Annotated in this window: 15 protein-coding genes; 8 read left to right on the forward strand and 7 right to left on the reverse strand. The window is 70.3% G+C overall.

Annotated features, from left to right (window positions below):
• Positions 1 to 8: 8 nt before the first annotated feature.
• Complete coding sequence (locus tag ACW9TB_RS15735; protein WP_472748762.1) at positions 9 to 434, reverse strand: RDD family protein; 426 nt, start codon at positions 432 to 434, stop codon at positions 9 to 11.
• A 572-nt stretch (positions 435 to 1,006) separates the two neighbouring features.
• Complete coding sequence (hppD, locus tag ACW9TB_RS15740) at positions 1,007 to 2,116, reverse strand: 4-hydroxyphenylpyruvate dioxygenase (RefSeq protein WP_472748763.1); 1,110 nt, start codon at positions 2,114 to 2,116, stop codon at positions 1,007 to 1,009.
• A 102-nt stretch (positions 2,117 to 2,218) separates the two neighbouring features.
• On the opposite strand from hppD, the gene ACW9TB_RS15745 reads away from it, so the two are divergent.
• Together ACW9TB_RS15745 and ACW9TB_RS15750 are read left to right on the forward strand one after the other, a co-directional pair.
• On the forward strand, positions 2,219 to 2,698 hold the full coding sequence (locus ACW9TB_RS15745; RefSeq protein ID WP_472748965.1) for an Lrp/AsnC family transcriptional regulator: 480 nt from the start codon (positions 2,219 to 2,221) through the stop codon (positions 2,696 to 2,698).
• Positions 2,699 to 2,800: 102 nt separating this feature from the next.
• Entirely contained in the window at positions 2,801 to 4,990 is a 2,190-nt protein-coding gene (locus tag ACW9TB_RS15750) for a transglycosylase domain-containing protein (protein ID WP_472748764.1), read from the forward strand.
• A gap of 76 nt (positions 4,991 to 5,066) precedes the next feature.
• On the opposite strand, the gene ACW9TB_RS15755 is transcribed toward ACW9TB_RS15750, so the two are convergent.
• Positions 5,067 to 7,106, reverse strand: a complete 2,040-nt coding sequence (locus ACW9TB_RS15755) for a thioredoxin domain-containing protein (protein ID WP_472748765.1) — start codon at positions 7,104 to 7,106, stop codon at positions 5,067 to 5,069.
• Positions 7,107 to 7,311: 205 nt separating this feature from the next.
• Here ACW9TB_RS15755 and ACW9TB_RS15760 point away from each other — a divergent pair, with 205 nt between their 5' ends.
• The gene (locus ACW9TB_RS15760) at positions 7,312 to 8,472 is read left to right on the forward strand and encodes a hypothetical protein (RefSeq protein ID WP_472748766.1); all 1,161 of its coding nucleotides are present in this window, start codon (positions 7,312 to 7,314) and stop codon (positions 8,470 to 8,472) included.
• Between the two features lie 30 nt (positions 8,473 to 8,502).
• Here ACW9TB_RS15760 and ACW9TB_RS15765 read toward each other — a convergent pair whose 3' ends face one another.
• The 3 genes from ACW9TB_RS15765 to mca form a co-directional block, all read right to left on the reverse strand.
• Positions 8,503 to 8,829, reverse strand: a complete 327-nt coding sequence (locus tag ACW9TB_RS15765; protein ID WP_472748767.1) for a GNAT family N-acetyltransferase — start codon at positions 8,827 to 8,829, stop codon at positions 8,503 to 8,505.
• A 143-nt stretch (positions 8,830 to 8,972) separates the two neighbouring features.
• On the reverse strand, positions 8,973 to 9,191 hold the full coding sequence (locus ACW9TB_RS15770) for a hypothetical protein (protein WP_472748768.1): 219 nt from the start codon (positions 9,189 to 9,191) through the stop codon (positions 8,973 to 8,975).
• Positions 9,192 to 9,225: 34 nt separating this feature from the next.
• Positions 9,226 to 10,122 (reverse strand): mycothiol conjugate amidase Mca, encoded by an 897-nt coding sequence (gene mca, locus ACW9TB_RS15775; RefSeq protein WP_472748769.1) that lies wholly within the window; start codon positions 10,120 to 10,122, stop codon positions 9,226 to 9,228.
• A gap of 226 nt (positions 10,123 to 10,348) precedes the next feature.
• On the opposite strand from mca, the gene ACW9TB_RS15780 reads away from it, so the two are divergent.
• From ACW9TB_RS15780 to ACW9TB_RS15790, 3 genes are all read left to right on the forward strand, one after another.
• Positions 10,349 to 10,777: a DUF4307 domain-containing protein gene (locus tag ACW9TB_RS15780; protein WP_472748770.1), complete on the forward strand. Its 429-nt coding sequence runs from the start codon at positions 10,349 to 10,351 to the stop codon at positions 10,775 to 10,777.
• Positions 10,778 to 10,889: 112 nt separating this feature from the next.
• Complete coding sequence (gene greA, locus ACW9TB_RS15785) at positions 10,890 to 11,390, forward strand: transcription elongation factor GreA (protein ID WP_472748771.1); 501 nt, start codon at positions 10,890 to 10,892, stop codon at positions 11,388 to 11,390.
• A gap of 199 nt (positions 11,391 to 11,589) precedes the next feature.
• The gene (locus ACW9TB_RS15790; RefSeq protein WP_472748772.1) at positions 11,590 to 12,873 is read left to right on the forward strand and encodes a C40 family peptidase; all 1,284 of its coding nucleotides are present in this window, start codon (positions 11,590 to 11,592) and stop codon (positions 12,871 to 12,873) included.
• Between the two features lie 43 nt (positions 12,874 to 12,916).
• On the opposite strand, the gene ACW9TB_RS15795 is transcribed toward ACW9TB_RS15790, so the two are convergent.
• Positions 12,917 to 13,615 (reverse strand): acyl-CoA-like ligand-binding transcription factor, encoded by a 699-nt coding sequence (locus ACW9TB_RS15795; RefSeq protein WP_472748773.1) that lies wholly within the window; start codon positions 13,613 to 13,615, stop codon positions 12,917 to 12,919.
• Positions 13,616 to 13,812: 197 nt separating this feature from the next.
• On the opposite strand from ACW9TB_RS15795, the gene ACW9TB_RS15800 reads away from it, so the two are divergent.
• Both ACW9TB_RS15800 and ACW9TB_RS15805 read left to right on the forward strand, forming a co-directional pair.
• A complete protein-coding gene (locus ACW9TB_RS15800; protein ID WP_472748774.1) occupies positions 13,813 to 14,340 on the forward strand; it encodes a hypothetical protein in 528 nt (175 codons plus the stop codon).
• A gap of 292 nt (positions 14,341 to 14,632) precedes the next feature.
• Positions 14,633 to 16,432 (forward strand): phosphoenolpyruvate carboxykinase (GTP), encoded by a 1,800-nt coding sequence (locus ACW9TB_RS15805; protein WP_472748775.1) that lies wholly within the window; start codon positions 14,633 to 14,635, stop codon positions 16,430 to 16,432.
• The last annotated feature ends 193 nt before the right edge of the window (positions 16,433 to 16,625 follow it).

Genomic DNA, 16,625 nt, shown 5'->3' on the forward strand with positions numbered 1-16,625 from the left:
TGCGCCGATCAGGCGTCTATGACAAGCGTCCTGGCCGCGATGTCGTGTACGGCCTGCCTGCGCGAGTGGAAAAGGATGAAAGCCACATCTATCCAGCCCAGGCAGCAGGTGGAGTACATCAGCCAGGTGACCAGTTCGCGGAGCGCGACCTGTCCGACACCGGCTCTCTGCCCGTTGGTGTCGGCCACGCGTAGCCGGAAGATCTTCTTGCCGAGCGTCTGACCGTTCCAGAAGGCGGTCAGCAGCCAGTAGTACAGGAAGCCGATGACCGCCACCAGGAGGGTCTCCGCGTAGGGTACCTGCACCGACAGACCACTCTCCGCTCCCGTGACGGTGGTGACGGTCCGGTAGGTGAAGGGCGAGGAGACGAGTCCGACGACGAGAATGTCGAAGATTCCGGCGAAGAGGCGCCGCCAGCGCCCGCCCGGTCGCACGGCTCCCGGCCAGGGAAAACCGCCGGACGACTCTCCCGCGGACGGGTGGGACGGGTGACCGATGACGGGATCGGAGCCCGGCCCGTGGCCGGGGAGGGGATCGTGGCCGGGGCCGGGCCTGTGACCTGGGGCGGGGCCGGGGTCAGGGCCGTGACCGGGGCCTGGCCCCGGCCCCGCGTAGCCCGGTCCGGGCGGTGCGGGATCGGACCACGGGTCCGATCCCCGGTCCTCCGGCGGTGGCGGTACTGATCCCATCCAAGGGTGATCACCACAAGACCGCCATCGCAAAGCCAAGAACGGTTACGGGTTGCTCCCGAGCCGGTGTCCCCGGTCTGGTGTCCCTGAGCCGGTGTTCCCGGGCCGGTGTCCCCGGGCCGGTTGGTCACCGGGCCTCGGCCAGGCTTCGGCCGGGCCCGGTCGCGGGTCGCCTCCCGGGGTGCGGGCCGCCGTCGGCGACGGCCCCGGCCGATCGGCGGGGGCCTCCGGGAACGGCCGCTCCCGAGCGCTTTCAGGGTTCTCACCGGCGGCGGCCCCGGTCGCGGGGAGGCTCCCGGGGCGCGGCCGGTTCTCGGTTACAGGTTGCCCCGCAGGTCCTGCTCGCGCTCGATCGCCTCGAAGAGCGCCTTGAAGTTGCCCTTGCCGAAGCCGAGCGAGCCGTGCCGCTCGATCAGCTCGAAGAACACCGTCGGGCGGTCCTGCACCGGCTTGGTGAAGATCTGCAGCAGGTAGCCGTCCTCGTCCCTGTCGACCAGGATCCCGCGCTTCTTCAGCTCCTCGATCGGCGCGCGGACCTCGCCGATGCGGGCGCGCAGCTCGGGGTCGTCGTAGTAGGAGGCGGGGGTGTCCAGGAAGCTCACCCCGGCCTCGCGCATGTGGTCGACGGTGCCGAGGATGTCGTTGGTGGCCAGCGCGATGTGCTGCACGCCGGGACCGCCGTAGAACTCCAGGTACTCGTCGATCTGCGACTTCTTCTTGGAGATCGCCGGCTCGTTGAGCGGGAACTTCACCTTGCGGGTGCCGTCCGCGACCACCTTGGACATCAGCGCCGAGTACTCGGTGGCGATGTCGTCGCCGATGAACTCCGCCATGTTGGTGAAGCCCATGACCCGCTTGTAGAACTCCACCCACTCGTCCATCTTGCCGAGCTCCACGTTGCCGACGCAGTGGTCGACGGCCTGGAACAGGCGGCCGTTGCGCACGTCGGGGGCCGCCACCATGGGCTCCGCCGCGACGTAGCCGGGCAGGTACGGGCCGCTGTAGTTGGACCTGTCGACCAGGGTGTGCCGGGTCTCGCCGTAGGTCGCGATCGCGGCCATCACCACCTTGCCCAGGTCGTCCTCCACGACGTACGGCTCCGCCAGCCCCCGCGCGCCCTGGGCGAGCGCGTGGGCGTAGGCGGCCTCCACGTCGGGGACCTCGATGGCGAGGTCGATCACGCCGTCGCCGTGCTCGGCCACGTGCCGGGCGACCCCGGTGCCGGGCCGCACCGCCCCGCGGAACTCGAACCTGGCGGAACCCGAGGTGAGGACGTACGCCACCTCGTCGCGGCTGCCGTTCTCCGGGCCCCGGTAGGCCACGAGCCGCATGCCGAACGCGCTGGAGTAGTAGTGGGCGGCCTGCTTGGCGTTGCCCACCGCGAAGACCACGCAGTCCATACCGTTCACAGGAAAGATGTCGCTCATGCGCATACTGTCTGTTTTGCTGGGCTCTTTGTGCAACACTGTCTTCAAAGACTGCACAACATGCACACCTACTCACCGGTCATCGCGGAGTATCTGTACATCATGACGATCGACCAGCTCGACGCCCGGCTCATCGCCCTGCTGGCGGCGGAGCCCCGGCTCGGCGTGCTGGAGTGCTCACGGCGGCTCGGTGTGGCCAGGGGGACCGTGCAGGCGCGCCTCGACCGGCTGGCCTCCCGGGGGGTGGTCACCGGGTTCGGCCCGGACATCGACCCCGCGGCGCTCGGCTACGACGTGACCGCGTTCGTGACCCTGCAGATCCGTCAGGTCAGCGGGCACGATCCGGTCGCCGACCAGCTCGCCGCCATTCCCCAGGTGCTGGAAGTGCACACGATCACCGGCGGTGACGACATGCACTGCCGGGTGGTGGCGCGCAGCAATGCCGACCTTCAGCGGGTAATCGACCTGATCGTTGACGTCCGGGGGGTGGTCAGGACCTCGTCGGTGATCGCCTTGGACACCCCTGTGCCATACCGTGTTCTGCCTTTGGTGGCCGATGTCCCGCGCAAGGGGAAGGGCTAGCCGTAGCATGCCAAGCAGGGGCCAGACACCGTTATCCATCGTTTACCCTTAACGGTCCGCAACCGTCGGGGGTCAGCGGCGGGTCCTATCGGGGGGTCACGCGTGTTAAAGGGCGGGACGGGCAGTCCCAGGAGGAAGCTCCTGAGGATCACACTCATCGTCTTCGGCGTCGGGGTCATCTCGGCGATCGGCCTGCTCGGGGTGGTGTGGGCGATCACCCCCATCCCCGACAGCACACAGCCGAGGGCCACCGCGCAGGGTTCGGTGATCTACTACCGCGACGGCAAGACCGTGCTCGCCAGGCAGGGTGTCAACCGCAAGAGCGTGGCCCTCGACAAGGTGCCGCAGAGCCTGCGGAACGCGGTCATCGCCGCGGAGAACCGCTCCTTCTACGAGGACCAGGGCGTCTCCCTCTCGGGCACCTTCCGCGCCATGTGGTCCACGGTCAGCGGCCAGCAGCTCCAGGGCGGCTCCACGATCACCCAGCAGATGGTCCGCAACTACTACAGCGGCCTCAGCCAGGAACGTTCCATAATCCGGAAGCTCAAGGAGGTCATGATCTCCTTGAAGGTGGACCAGTCGAAGCCGAAGGACTGGGTCCTGGAGCAGTATCTCAACACGATCTACTTCGGCCGGGGCGCCGACGGGGTCCAGGCGGCGGCCGGAGCCTACTTCGGCAAGGACGTGGGCAAACTGACCCTCGCCGAGAGCGCCTACCTCGCCGCGGTGATCCAGCAGCCCTCCAGGTTCGCCGACCCGCGGGGCCCCGACCTCGGCGCGGCCAGGGGCCGCTGGAGGTCGGTGATCGACGGGATGGTCGCCACCGGGGCCATCACCTCCCAGCAGGCCGCCACGGTGAGCTTCCCCGCCCTTCGCAAGCCCAAGGCGATCTTCGCGCCCAAGGGTCAGGAGGGCTACATGCTCGACCAGGTGACGGCCGAGCTGAAGAGCAGGGGCTACACCGACGAGGTCATCAACCAGGGCGGGCTGAAGATCGTCTCGACCTTCGACAAGAACCTGATGGCCGCCGCCGAGCGCGCCGTCACCTCGGTCCTGCCGGACGACACCCCCAGGAAGGTCCGCACCGGGCTGGCCGCCGTCGACCCCGCCACCGGCGAGGTCGTGGCCTTCTACGGCGGTCGCAGCTACATCGCCAACAAGTTCGACAACTCCTTCTCGGCCAAGGTGCAGGCCGGATCGACGTTCAAGGCGTACACGCTGGCCGCGGCCCTGGACAACGGCTTCGGCCTCGACACCAGGGTCGACGGCAACTCCCCGCTCCGGATCGCCTCCGCCGACATCCCCAACTCCGGCGACTACTCCTACGGCGAGGTCAACCTCGTCAAGGCGACCCAGAGCTCGGTGAACACCGCGTTCGTCGACCTCGCGCAGAAGGTCGGCCTGAACAAGGTCGTCCAGGTCGCCGAGAAGGCCGGAATCCCCGCCAAGCAGCTCGACCCGCACCGGGGCGCCGCCACGCTCCCGCTCGGCGTGGCCTCGGTGAGCGCCGTCCAGAACGCCTCCGGCTTCGCCTCCTTCGCCGCCGAGGGCGTCCACCGCGAGGCCCACGTGATCCGCTCGGTCACCAACGCCGAGGGCGAGGTCGTCAAGAGCTCCACCAAGGGGAAGCGCGCCTTCGGCGAGCAGGCCGCCATCGACGCCACCTACGCGCTGTCCCAGGTCGTCGAGGCGGGCACCGGCTCCGGCGCCCGCCTCTACGACCGTCCCGCGGCGGGCAAGACGGGCACCACCGACGAGTCGGCGGCCGTGTGGTTCGCCGGGTTCACCCCGCAGCTGGCCGTGGCGGTCGACATGTTCCGCGACGACAACAAGCCGGTGACGGTGAACGGCAGCGCCCAGTACGGCGGCTCCTACCCCGCGCAGATCTGGCGGTCCTTCATGACCGAGGCGATGGAGGGCAAGCCGGTCAAGGAGTTCAAGGAGCCATCCAACTACGGCTACTCCCCGTACGACTACAACTCCGACGACCGGCACGGCGACGAGGAGGGCGACGGCCAGGAGACGGCCACGCCGGGGCCCGACCCCGACGAGGCGGGCACGCCGGGACCCGACCAGAGCGCCACCCCCGGCCAGGAGACCCCGGGCCCCGACCAGACCTCGGCCCCCGAGGACACCGGCGAGGGGCCGGGCGGCCCCGACGACGGTGGCCCCGGGCCCGGCCAGGACCCCGGCGGGCGCGGTGGCGACGACGGCGGGGGCGACAGAGGCGGCGGCGACTTCGGCGTCGGTGACCTGGGCCGCAGGCTCGGCGACCCCATCCAGGGCAACTGAGTTCAGGGCAACTGAGTTCAGGGCGACCGACGAGAGATCCGGCGCGGGCCCGCGAACGACTGGCCCGGCCGGTCCGTTACGTCTCGCCCGCCAGTTCGGCGCGCAGGGCCGCCGGGGTGGTGACGGGCATCCTGCAGGTGAAGCCGCGGCACACGTAGGCCGCGGGCTCGCCGCCCACCAGGCCCCGGCCGGTCAGGAGCGGAACCCCTCCGGCATCGGCATCCGAACCCGTACCGGCATCGGGCTCGCCGAGCGCCAGGACCAGACCGGGCAGGGGGGACAGCAGGGCGGTCCTGTGCAGGGCGGCCGTCGCCGGATCGCCCGCCGGGCCCACGATCGCGACCTCGATCGGGCCGGACACCGCCGCCTGGGCCGCGGCCAGCCCCCACCCGGCGAACCGCGCGTGCCTGTCGGCCAGTACGGTGACCGTGCCCAGGGCCGCCTCGGCCGCCTCGCGGTGCCGGGCCGAGCCGGTCAGCGCGGCGTACGAGAGCAGCGCGCCCGCGGCGGCGAACTGGCCGGACGGCGTGGCGTTGTCGGTCGCGTCGCGTGGGCGCTGGAAGAGCGGCTCGGCGTCGTCGGCGGTGTCGTAGAACCCGCCTGAGCCGTCGGAGAAGCGCTCCAGGACCGTGTCGAGCAGCGCTTCCGCCCGCCGGAACCAGCGGACCTCCCCGGTCACCCCGTACAGGGCGAGCAGGCCCTCGGCGAGGTCGCCGTAGTCTTCGAGGACTCCGGCGTTGCCGCCGGGCCTGCCGTCGCGGGAGGTGCGCAGCAGCCGGTCGCCGTCCGTGTGGAGTTCGTCGACCAGCACGGCCGCCTCGCGCGCCGCCTCGACGAGGTCCGGCCGCTCGAACAGGGCGCCGGTCTCCGCGAGGGCGGCGATGGCCAGGCCGTTCCAGGCGGCCACCACCTTGTCGTCCCGTCCCGGCCGCACCCGGCGGGCCCGCGCGGCGAGCAGCGCGGAGCGTACCCGGGCGAACCGCTCGGCGTCGCCAGGATCGGGGTCGACGAGGAGCTGCAGCACCGAGGTGCCGTGCTCGAACGTCCCGGTCACCTCGAACAGCTCGATCGCCCAGTGCCCGTCCTCCTCGCCGAGGACCTCGCGGATCTCCTCGCGGGTCCAGGCGTAGAACTTGCCCTCCACGCCCTCGCTGTCGGCGTCCAGGGCGGAGGCGAAGCCCCCCTCCGGGGTGCGCATCTCGGCCAGCAGCCAGTCGGCCGTCTCCAGCGCCACCCGCCTGCCCAGGCCGGAGCCGGTGGAGCGCCACCAGTGCGCGTAGACCCGCAGGAGCAGGGCGTTGTCGTAGAGCATCTTCTCGAAGTGCGGGACCACCCATTCGGCGTCCACGCTGTAGCGGGCGAACCCCCCGGCGAGCTGGTCGTAGATGCCGCCCCTGGCCATGGCCTCCAGTGTCCGCCCGGCCATGGACGTCGCCGTCTCGGCGGTCGCCCGCTCCTCGTCGCCCGTGTCCCCGGTGGCCGCCGCGCCGTACCGCAGCAGGAACTCCAGGGCCATCGACGGCGGGAACTTGGGCGCCCCGCCGAAGCCGCCGCGGACCGGGTCGAAGGACTCGGCCAGGCTGTGTACGGCCCGGGTGAGCGTGTCCGGCGTGGGCAGCGGCCCCGACGGCAGCGCCGACCGCTCGTTCAGCGCCTCCACGATCTTCGAGCCCTGCTCCAGCACGGCCTCCCGCTCGCCGGCCCAGGTGTTCGACACCCCGGTCAGCAGCCGCTGGAACTGCTGCCTGGGGAAGTAGGTGCCGGTGTAGAAGGGGTGGCCCCCAGGGGTGGCGAAGACCGTCATCGGCCATCCGCCCTGACCGGTCATGGCCTGGGTGGCCGCCATGTACACCGCGTCGACGTCCGGCCGCTCCTCACGGTCGACCTTCACGTTGACGAAGTGCTCGTTCATCAGCGCGGCCGTGGCCCGGTCCTCGAAGGACTCGTGGGCCATCACGTGGCACCAGTGGCACGCCGAGTAGCCGACGCTGATCAGCAGCGGCACGTTCCGCCGGGTGGCCTCGGCGAACGCCTCCTCACCCCATTCGAACCAGTCGACGGGATTGTCCGCGTGCTGTAGCAGATAGGGGCTCGTCGCGTCCTTCAAGCGGTTCATCAAGACCCTTTCCCGCGTACGCGGTGCGTGATTCTTCTCGCGAGGCGCGCGAAGGTCGCGCGCCATGATTCTTCCCGCACGATCCTTCTCACACTAAACCGAGAGAGCCTCGCGGCTCCCCGGACGGAGCCGGTATCTCAGGTACGGGAGGTGACACCGGGCGGGAAGGTGTGTTCGCCGCGCTTCGGGCGTAGGCTCACTGGGCGTGGATCTCGACTTCGTCTGTGTGCACGCCGGAAGGGCGGCCTCCGAGCTGACCCGGCGTGATGTTGCCCGCGCGCTGCTCGCGGTGCCGTCCGGGGTGGCGCTGGTGGCGCTGCCAGACCTGAGGCGGGCGCTGCTGACAGCGGGCAACCCGCTGTCGGTGCCCTTCTGGGACTCCGCGAAGGCGACGCTCAGCGCGATCGAGTCCGGCGCCGCGACCGTGGGAGACGTGCAGCGCTGGATGGAGTCCACGGGCACCGAGCCGCTCCTGCTCACCCCGAGCTTCTTCGTCTGGCCCGAGGAGGACGAGCGGGGGCCGGTCGGCGAGGAGATGTTCCACGGGCTCGTCACCTACCTGGAAGAGCGGGTCGCCTCGGGCGAGATCGACCCGGACGCGCTCGCCCGGGGCGACGAGGGGGCCAGGGAGGCCTACGCGGACCTGCAGGAGCGCTGGCTCACCGGCCCGCTGCCCGACGGGCGGGTGCCCGGGACCGCGGTCTCCGACGAGCAGGACGAGGAGCTGTTCGCCGCCTGGGACGAGGAGGAGGCGTTCGCCCTGAGCGAGCTGCGGCGCATCCTGGCCGAGCTGCCCGACCCCGAGCGGCCCGTCAGGGAGCTGCGGGCCGCGGCCACCCGGCTGCGCGAGGTGCTGGGCAGGCCCGGCTATCCCGGCAACGTGCTGCGGGCCTGCGCGGGCTACGAGGGGGAGCCGCTTCCGGCCGACGACGAGGAGCTCTGGCTGACCGTCACGGCGGGCATCGCGGGGCCGATCTCCGACCTGCCCGAGGAGGAGGACCGGCTGGAGGTCTTCTCCGACCTGGACGGGGAGCTCAGCCACGAGGACTCGGTGCTGGCCGCCCTGTGCGCGATCCACCACGCCGACTGGCTGGCCGTGGTCGCCGCCCTGGCCAGGCGCGGCCCCGGGGTGCTGGCGTCGCCCGAGCGGATCGCCAGGCTCATCGCCGAGTCGGAGGACATCGACGTCGACCTGGACGAGCCGGAGGACCTGGAGGCGGCCGAGACGCTCTTCAGCTCGGTCACCCCGCTCTGGGCGTGCCTCGGGATCGTCGACAGGACCGAGGTGCTCACCACGCTGGGCCGGTGGGGGCTGCCCAAGGCGCTGGAGCGCGCCTGGTCCTCGACGGACGCCCTCGGCGACTGACGGCGTCCCCGTACGGCCTGGGAGGCCGGGTCAGGCCTCCTCGTCGAGGAGGTCGAGATAGCCCTCGGGCACCAGATCCCGGTATTCGGCGTGGCGCCGGATGTAGCGGGCGACGAACGGGCAGAGCGGCACGACCGACCGGCCGGACGAGCGGCTCGCGTCGAGGGCCGCGGAGGCCAGCCTGCCCCCCAGGCCCTTGCCCTCGTGCTCGGGGAGGATCTCGGTGTGGGTGAAGATGATCTTCCCGGCGCGCAGGCGGTACGCGGCGAATCCGGCGATCTCGCCGTTCAGCAGGATCTCGAAGCGGGAGGCTCCGGGATTGTCGGAGACCTCGATGTCGTCGGTGGCGTCGGCCATGCTCGTCCTCGCTCGTTCTCGGGGTTTCGGCCCGGCCGGTTCCGTCCCCGCGCGTGTCGCGCGGTGGCCGGTCGGGGCCGTGGGTCCGGCGATATGGGCGATCGCCCCCGGGCGGGCCGGGGGAGTACGCGAGGCCGGTGGGGCTAGGGAGCGGTCGGCGTCGTCGTGGTGGGAGCGGTGGGAGTGGTGGTCGTGTCCTTCCGCTCCCTCAGCTCGGCCTCCGAGGGGACCTCGATCCTGGAGATCTGCTTCCTCATCGACTTGACCAGCAGGTAGAGGGCGAACCCCATGGCGGCCACGACGAGGAAACCCAGGAGGCCCGGGCTGACGTCACCCTTGGTGACGGTGTCAAATGCAATCACATGTCAAGTTTGCCACCGTCACCCCACGGTCGTGTCAGTGGCAGGCGTGCGAGACGGTGTCCGCCGGGACCTCCGTGTGGACGCCCGTGAACAGGTCGTCCTCGGGAGTCTCGACGTCCACGAGCGATCGGGCCAGGTGGTAGTCCTCGGTCGGCCAGACCTCACGCTGCAGGTCGCGCGGGCAGACGAACCAGAAACCGTCCGGGTCGACCTGCGTGGCGTGCGCGAGCAGCGCCTCGTCGCGGAGCTCGAAGTAGTCGCCGCAGGGGATCCGGGTGGTCACCGGCCACTTCTGCGGGCGGTCCTCCCAGCGGGAGATCCACTCGGCGTACGGGGAGCCGATGCCACGGTCGTTCATCGCCTCGTGCAGCGCCTCGAACCGGTCCTTGGTGAAGCCCATGTGGTAGTAGAGCTTCAGGGGCTGCCAGGGCTCGCCGGTGCCCGGGTAGCGGTCGGGGTCTCCGGCCGCCTCGAAGGCCTCGACCGAGACGCGGTTGGTCATGATGTGGTCGGGGTGCGGGTAGCCGCCGTCGTCGTCGTAGGTCAGGATCACGTGCGGCCTGAACTCGCGGACGGCCGCCACCAGCGGCGCCGAGGCGATCTCCAGCGGCTGCAGGGCGAAGCAGCCCTGGGGCAGCGGCTCGCTCTCGTCCTCGGGCAGGCCGGAGTCGACGAACCCCATGAAGCGCTGCCGCACGCCGAGGATCTCGCGGGCGCGCTCCATCTCCAGGCGCCGGACCTCGCCGATGTTCTCAAGGATCTCCGGGCGATCCATCTTGGGGTTCAGAATCGACCCGCGCTCGCCTCCGGTGAGCGTACAGACCAGCACGTCCACGCCCTCCGCCACGTAGCGCGCCATGGTGGCGGCGCCCTTGCTCGACTCGTCGTCGGGGTGCGCGTGAACGGCCATTAGCCTGAGCGGTGCACTCACGGGCTCGGTGTCTCCTTATGTCGGTCGCGCTTCGGATCGTCGTCGGCCGCGTCGCGGACGGCCTGCCTGGCCGGATGTTCCGCTCCGCTCGACGTGTTGTCCCGCGCGCCCTCGGCTTACGTCACTCTAGGGAGAGGTTAGTTTCTCTTGGGCGGTCGCGAGGGCGAGGCCCTCGCAGGGGACAATTGTCTCGGATAACACCGAGGTAGTGCAGGGAGATTCCGTCATGGCCACCAGCGAAGCCGAGAAGGGCCGTCAGGACGGTCCCGTCCTCGGCACCCCGGGCGACTTTCCCGACCGCCCGGAGCGCAGGGGGCGCTTCGTCGTGCACGTCGTGATCGCGATCCTCTGCGCCGTGTGCGCCGGGGGTTGGGGCTACGTGATGTGGGCGGCCAAGGGCAACACGGAGGTCATCGACCAGGTCATCGCGTTCGACGCCACTCGCGGCGATTCTCTGCAGATCACCTTCGAAGTGGTCAAACCATCCGATCGCGCGGCGCTCTGCCGCCTGCGGGCCACCGATGTCAGCCACGTCGAGGTCGGCAGCAAGGAGGTCAATATTCCGGCTGGTGAGGGGTATGTTCGGCTTACCGAACGGCTAGAGACCAGTGCTCCAGCCACTTCCGGCCATGTCCAGTACTGCTATCTCGTATAGTGAGACATTTGGGGAGGCGGTCGAGGGGTTAACTTGTTAGCCTTTCGAAATTCGACCGACCGCAACCCCCCAAGCACCAAGCACGAAGCCCCCGAGGAAGCAAGGAGATCCCGTGGCCGACTCCCGCATCGAGAGCGTCACCTGGCTCACTCAGGAGGCGTACGACCGCCTGAAGGCTGAGTACGAGCACCTCTCGGGGCCCGGGCGCGTCGACATCGCCAAGAAGATCGAGGCGGCACGCGAAGAGGGCGACCTGAAGGAGAACGGCGGCTACCACGCCGCCAAGGACGAGCAGGGCAAGATGGAGGCCCGCATCTTCCACCTTCACCAGATCCTGGACACCGCGAGGGTCGGCGAGGCGCCCCGCACAGAGGGCGTGGTCGGCCCCGGCATGACGGTCACCGTCCGCTTCGAGGGTGACGACGAGGAGGTCGCGTTCCTGCTGGCCTCGCGGGAGGAGAGCGGCGCCCCGATCGACGTCTACTCGCCCAAGTCGCCGCTCGGCGCGGCGATCAACGGCAAGAAGATCGGTGAGAAGGCGACCTACACGATGCCGAACGGCCGTTCCAACACGGTCGAGATCCTTGAGGCCGTGCCGTACATCGGCAACTGACCTCCCCATACTCCGATCCATTCGCTGATCCGCCGGGACGGGCGTCCCGGCGGATTGCCGTATGTCGGAGGATTTGGCAGGGTTTCGTAAGTCTTGCGGTCGCATTGCAGATAGGGCGCTTTTCAGTGGGTTCACGTGCATCGTGGGACGGTCTACGGCACCCTCGTAGGGCTGGAGTCCGTGGGGAAGGGGAGATGTCGTGTTCGAGCGGCGGCCACGTGTCTCCGACCTGATCCGGGAAGCCCGGCAGGACCTCGCCTACCGCCCCCGTCTCCGCTACAGCTACCGCACCGCCCGCCTGATGCGGCGGGCCGTCCCGATCCTGGCCGTTCTGCTCGTCGGCATGCTGGCCACCGGCCTGATGGTCTTCAGCCAGATGCCGAAGGCCGAGACGGACACGGACGCGGAGACGGTGACGATGCGCAAGTCCGTCGCCACCGTGCCGACCCAGGTGGCGAAGCCCACCCAGGGCGGGAGCGCGCCGGAGCCGGTGGCGCCGCTCACCTCGATGCGGCAGCCGCACCTGTTCGTCGTCGCGAACAGGCCGCTCGGCGCGACCGTGGTCGCCAGGATCGCCCAGCTCTCCGGGGTACGGGCGGTCGAGCGCGCCGACGCCGCCGAGGTGATCCTGGACGGCAAACCGGTGCAGACGCTCGGGGTGAACCCCTCGACGTTCCGCGCGTACACCCCCAAACCGACCGCGCGCTCCGACAGGCTCTGGCGGAACGTCTCGGCGGGGGAGGTCGCCGTCTCCTTCGTCCTGGGCAACGACGGTGGCATGCCGCTGGGCAAGAGCTTCACCACCGCCGGGCGCCACCTGCGCGTCGGCGCCTACGCGACGATGGGCATGGGCGCGATCGACGCCGTGGTCTCCCGGCCGACCGCCCGCGCGCTGGGCATCCCGGAGAACAACGCGCTCGTGGTGAGCGCGCCGAAGACCGACTCCGCGAAGCTGCGCCTCACCCTCCTGCGCGTCCTGCCCAAGGGGGCGCAGGTCGCGTTGATCAACCCGGTGCTGACGGCCCCCACCAAGACCACCGGCGAGACCGCGGGCAAACCCACGAGCTGGTCCGCGAGCTCCTTCATGAGCGCCTCCCAGGTCACGACCGCCCTCACCGCCGCGATCGGCAAGCTCGGCCGCCCGTACGTGTGGGGTGCCGAGGGGCCGGACAGCTTCGACTGCTCGGGCCTGGTCCAGTGGGCGTACGCGCAGGCGGGGATCAAGGTGCCCCGGGTGACGCACCAGCAGTTCGTCTCCGGCCCCCAGATCCCGCTCGCGCAGGCGCAGCCCGGTGACCTGCTGTTCTGGCGGCACGACCCCACCAACCCCGGCTACGTCTCGCACGTGGCCATCTACTGGGGGGACGGCAAGATGCTGCACGCCCCCAGGACCGGCGACGTGGTCAAGCTCGTCCCCGTCACCACCCGCAACTTCGCCGGGGTCGTACGGATCAGCCCGGGGGTCGCCGCCCGGGTCCGCTAGCCGGGGTCCCGTTCCTCCGGGGTTCTACGGTGTTCCGGGGTTTCTACGGTGTTCCGGGGAGCGGGAGGCCCGCGGCGAGCTGGGCGAGGGCCGCGTCGAGGAGGTCGGGCAGGCTCTCCGAGGGGTTCGCGGCCCAGCGGCCGACGGCGGGGAGCATGACGCCGATCAGCGCGGCGGCGAAGGTCTCCACGGCGAGGTCGCGGGGGTCGCGGCCGGTGCGGGAGGCGATCTCCGCGCACATCGCCGCGTGCGTCCCGGCGGCGGCCTGGAGCTGCCTGGCCCGCAGCGCGGGCACGGACAGGATGAGCCTGGCCTCGGCGGCGGCCCGCGCGAAGTCCCCGGGGCCGAAGTCCTGGAGCGTCACCCGTACGGCCTGCCGGAACGCGTCGACGGGGGCCGTGCCCGGGGTGATCCCGCGCAGGGCGGAGACGATCAGCGCGTCGTACTCGTTCCGCACGACCACGTCCTCCTTGGCGGGGAAGTAGCGGAAGAACGTGCTCGGTGAGACCTCGGCGGCGTCGGCGATCTGCTCGACGGTCGTCGCCTCGTAGCCCTGTTCGGCGAACAGTCGTAGCGCGTGCTCCTGGATCGCCCAGCGGGTCTTCGCCTTCTTGCGCTCGCGCAGCCCTTCCGGGTGCGGTCCCCGCGGGGACGCTCCTTCGGAGCGTGGCCCTTCTGCTCGCGGTCCTTCGGGGCGTGATCTTTCGGGGCCCGGTTCTCCGGGGCGCGGCGGTGAGATCATGCGCTGATTCTCGCGTCCGGGAGGTCCCGTCGGCACCGTCGCGAACGCCTTCCTCCACTCTCTTCGAAGAAACCCGGCCGGGGCCGTCCTCGGCTCCGTACGCGGAGAGGGTTCGTCGCCCGTGGGCCTCCCTCCGGCTCCGGGGCGTTCCGGCTCGTTGCTGGCTTCGTTCAGCGAAGCGTTGTAATATAAATTACATGGAAAACGATGAAGCAGTGAAGAAGCTGCGCGGCTGGTTCTCCGGAAGGCTGCCCGAGGAGTGGTTCGACGGCGCGGTGGAGATCGTGCTCGACCGTGAGGAGATCGCGGTGGTCGGCAGGCTCCGGGCTCCCGCGCTCGGCGGCGACGTCTCGGAGGCTGAGCGCTCCGCCGCCATGGAGGGCGGCATCCTGCGGTTCCGCGAGGAGACCAGGGAGCGGCGCGTCGAGATCGCGCTGGAGGCCGAGCACCGCTTCCGCAGGAAGGTCTCCTGGGGGGTCGCCGTCGGTGACGAGACAGTGATGTTCACCACACTCTCGGTGCCCGTCATGACCCGGCTCAAGCAGTCGGAGCGTCAGGTGCTCGACACCCTCGTCGCCGCCGGGGTGGCCCGCAGCCGCAGTGACGCGCTCGCCTGGTGCGTGCGCCTCGTGGGCAACCACACCGACACCTGGCTGGCCGATCTGCGGGACGCGCTCCAGCACGTCGACCGCGTGCGGGCGGCCGGCCCGGACGTCAATTCCTGATCCTGGGCAGCGGAAATGGTCAGAAAATTGGTCTGAACCTGTTCGCGGATTGGTTTAGACCTTTCTCATTGGCCTATACCACTGCTGGAACGGCTTTTTTTAGAGTCACTTCTTTTGGGTAGGGGTTTCAAAACCTTGCGTTTCCTGCCAGGCCATACGCCGCCGGAGACGTCGGGACCGGAGCGTCGTGACGCGGTGATCGCGCGAATTCACTGGTCTACGCCAATTGGATTGAGCGCGTCCCGGTCGTTAATGATGTTTTGGCCCCGAGAAGTGTAAAGGAGCCCCAGTAGTGTCCGTTACCGTAGATGTCACCGCCGTCAGCCCGACCAGCCACGAGGAGCTCGCCGGGTGGGTCAACGAGATCGCCGAGCTGACTCGGCCGGACCGGATCGAATGGTGCGACGGCTCCGAGGCCGAATGGACCCGCCTGACGAACCTGCTGGTCGAGCAGGGCACGTTCACGCGTCTGGCCAAGCGGCAGAACAGCTTCCACGCGGCCTCCGACCCCAGCGACGTCGCGAGGGTCGAGGACCGGACCTACATCTGTTCCGAGCGTGAGGAGGACGCGGGGCCGACCAACAACTGGATCGCCCCCGCCGAGATGCGCCGTACCTTCGGAGAGATCTTCGAGGGCAGCATGCGCGGCCGGACGATGTACGTGGTGCCGTTCTGCATGGGGCCCCTGGGCGGCGAGATCTCCCAGCTCGGCGTGGAGATCACCGACTCGCCGTACGTGGTCGTGTCCATGCGCGTCATGACCCGCATGGGCGACGACGCCCTGCGGCTCATCGAGGAGCGCGGCGGCTACGTCAAGGCCGTGCACTCGGTCGGCGCCCCGCTGGAGCCCGGCCAGGACGACGTGCCGTGGCCGTGCAACCCCACCAAGTACATCAGCCACTTCCCCGAGACCCGCGAGATCTGGTCCTACGGTTCCGGGTACGGCGGCAACGCCCTGCTCGGCAAGAAGTGCTACGCCCTGCGCATCGCCAGCACGATGGCCCGCGACGAGGGCTGGCTGGCCGAGCACATGCTCATCCTCAAGATCACCCCACCCGAGGGGGAGACGCGCTACGTCGCGGCGGCCTTCCCGAGCGCCTGCGGGAAGACGAACCTCGCCATGCTCCAGCCGACGCTGCCCGGCTGGAAGGTCGAGACGATCGGCGACGACATCGCCTGGATGCGCTTCGGCGACGACGGGCGGCTGCGCGCGATCAACCCCGAGGCCGGTTTCTTCGGCGTCGCCCCCGGAACCGGCGAGTCCACCAACGCCAACGCGGTCAGGACGCTCTGGGGCAACAGCATCTTCACCAACGTCGCCCTCACCGACGACGGCGACGTGTGGTGGGAGGGCCTCACCGACCGGCCCCCGGCGCACCTGACCGACTGGAAGGGCCGCGACTGGACGCCCGGCTCCGGCGAGCCCGCCGCGCACCCCAACGCCCGCTTCACGGTCCCGGCCGCGCAGTGCCCGACGATCGCCCCCGAGTGGCAGGACCCCGAGGGCGTGCCGATCTCCGCGATCCTGTTCGGCGGGCGCCGGGCCAGCGCGGTTCCGCTGGTGACGGAGTCGTTCAGCTGGCAGCACGGGGTCTTCGTGGGGGCCAACATCGCCTCGGAGAAGACCGCCGCCGCCGAGGGCAAGGTCGGCGAGCTGCGCCGCGACCCGTTCGCGATGCTGCCCTTCTGCGGTTACAACATGGGCGACTACTTCGCCCACTGGCTCAGGATCGGCCGGCGTGAGAACGCGCGGCTGCCGCGCGTCTACTACGTGAACTGGTTCCGCAAGGACGACGAGGGCAAATTCGTCTGGCCGGGCTTCGGAGAGAACACCCGCGTGCTCAAGTGGATCGTCGACCGCCTCAACGGCCGGGCGGAGGCGGTACGGACCCCCATCGGCCTGCTTCCCGCCAAACTCGACACCGAGGGCCTCGACGTCTCCGACGAGGACATGCGGACGCTGCTGAGCGTCGACACGGAGATCTGGAGGCAGGAGGCGTCGCTCATGCCCGCCTTCTTCCAGACCTTCGGCGACCATTTGCCCGGAGAGCTCTGGGAGGAGCACGAGGCCCTCGTCGCCCGCCTGGGCTGAGCCACCCGGGGCTGAACGGGGCCTGTGGCCCCCGCCCGAGGCGTCTGCCTGTGCGGGTGCCACCCGGCCGGATCCGGGCTGAGCGTCAGCCTGAGCGCCGGGACCCGCCCGCCCGCGCCCGAGGCGCCCGCCTGGGCCGGTCTCGCCCGGCCGGATCCGGGCCGGGTGCCCGAGGTCGTTCGCCCGGGTTGGG

The sequence above is a fragment of the Streptosporangium sp. H13245 genome, assembly GCF_055690525.1.

Bases quoted from the DNA above. Each gene is read 5' to 3' on its own strand.
- hppD (WP_472748763.1), bottom strand. From the start codon at position 2,116: ATGAGCGACATCTTTCCTGTGAACGGTATGGACTGCGTGGTCTTCGCG.
- ACW9TB_RS15745 (WP_472748965.1), top strand. From the start codon at position 2,219: ATGACGATCGACCAGCTCGACGCCCGGCTCATCGCCCTGCTGGCGGCG.
- ACW9TB_RS15755 (WP_472748765.1), bottom strand. From the start codon at position 7,106: ATGAACCGCTTGAAGGACGCGACGAGCCCCTATCTGCTACAGCACGCG.
- ACW9TB_RS15765 (WP_472748767.1), bottom strand. From the start codon at position 8,829: ATGGCCGACGCCACCGACGACATCGAGGTCTCCGACAATCCCGGAGCC.
- ACW9TB_RS15780 (WP_472748770.1), top strand. From the start codon at position 10,349: ATGGCCACCAGCGAAGCCGAGAAGGGCCGTCAGGACGGTCCCGTCCTC.
- ACW9TB_RS15795 (WP_472748773.1), bottom strand. From the start codon at position 13,615: ATGATCTCACCGCCGCGCCCCGGAGAACCGGGCCCCGAAAGATCACGC.
- ACW9TB_RS15800 (WP_472748774.1), top strand. From the start codon at position 13,813: ATGGAAAACGATGAAGCAGTGAAGAAGCTGCGCGGCTGGTTCTCCGGA.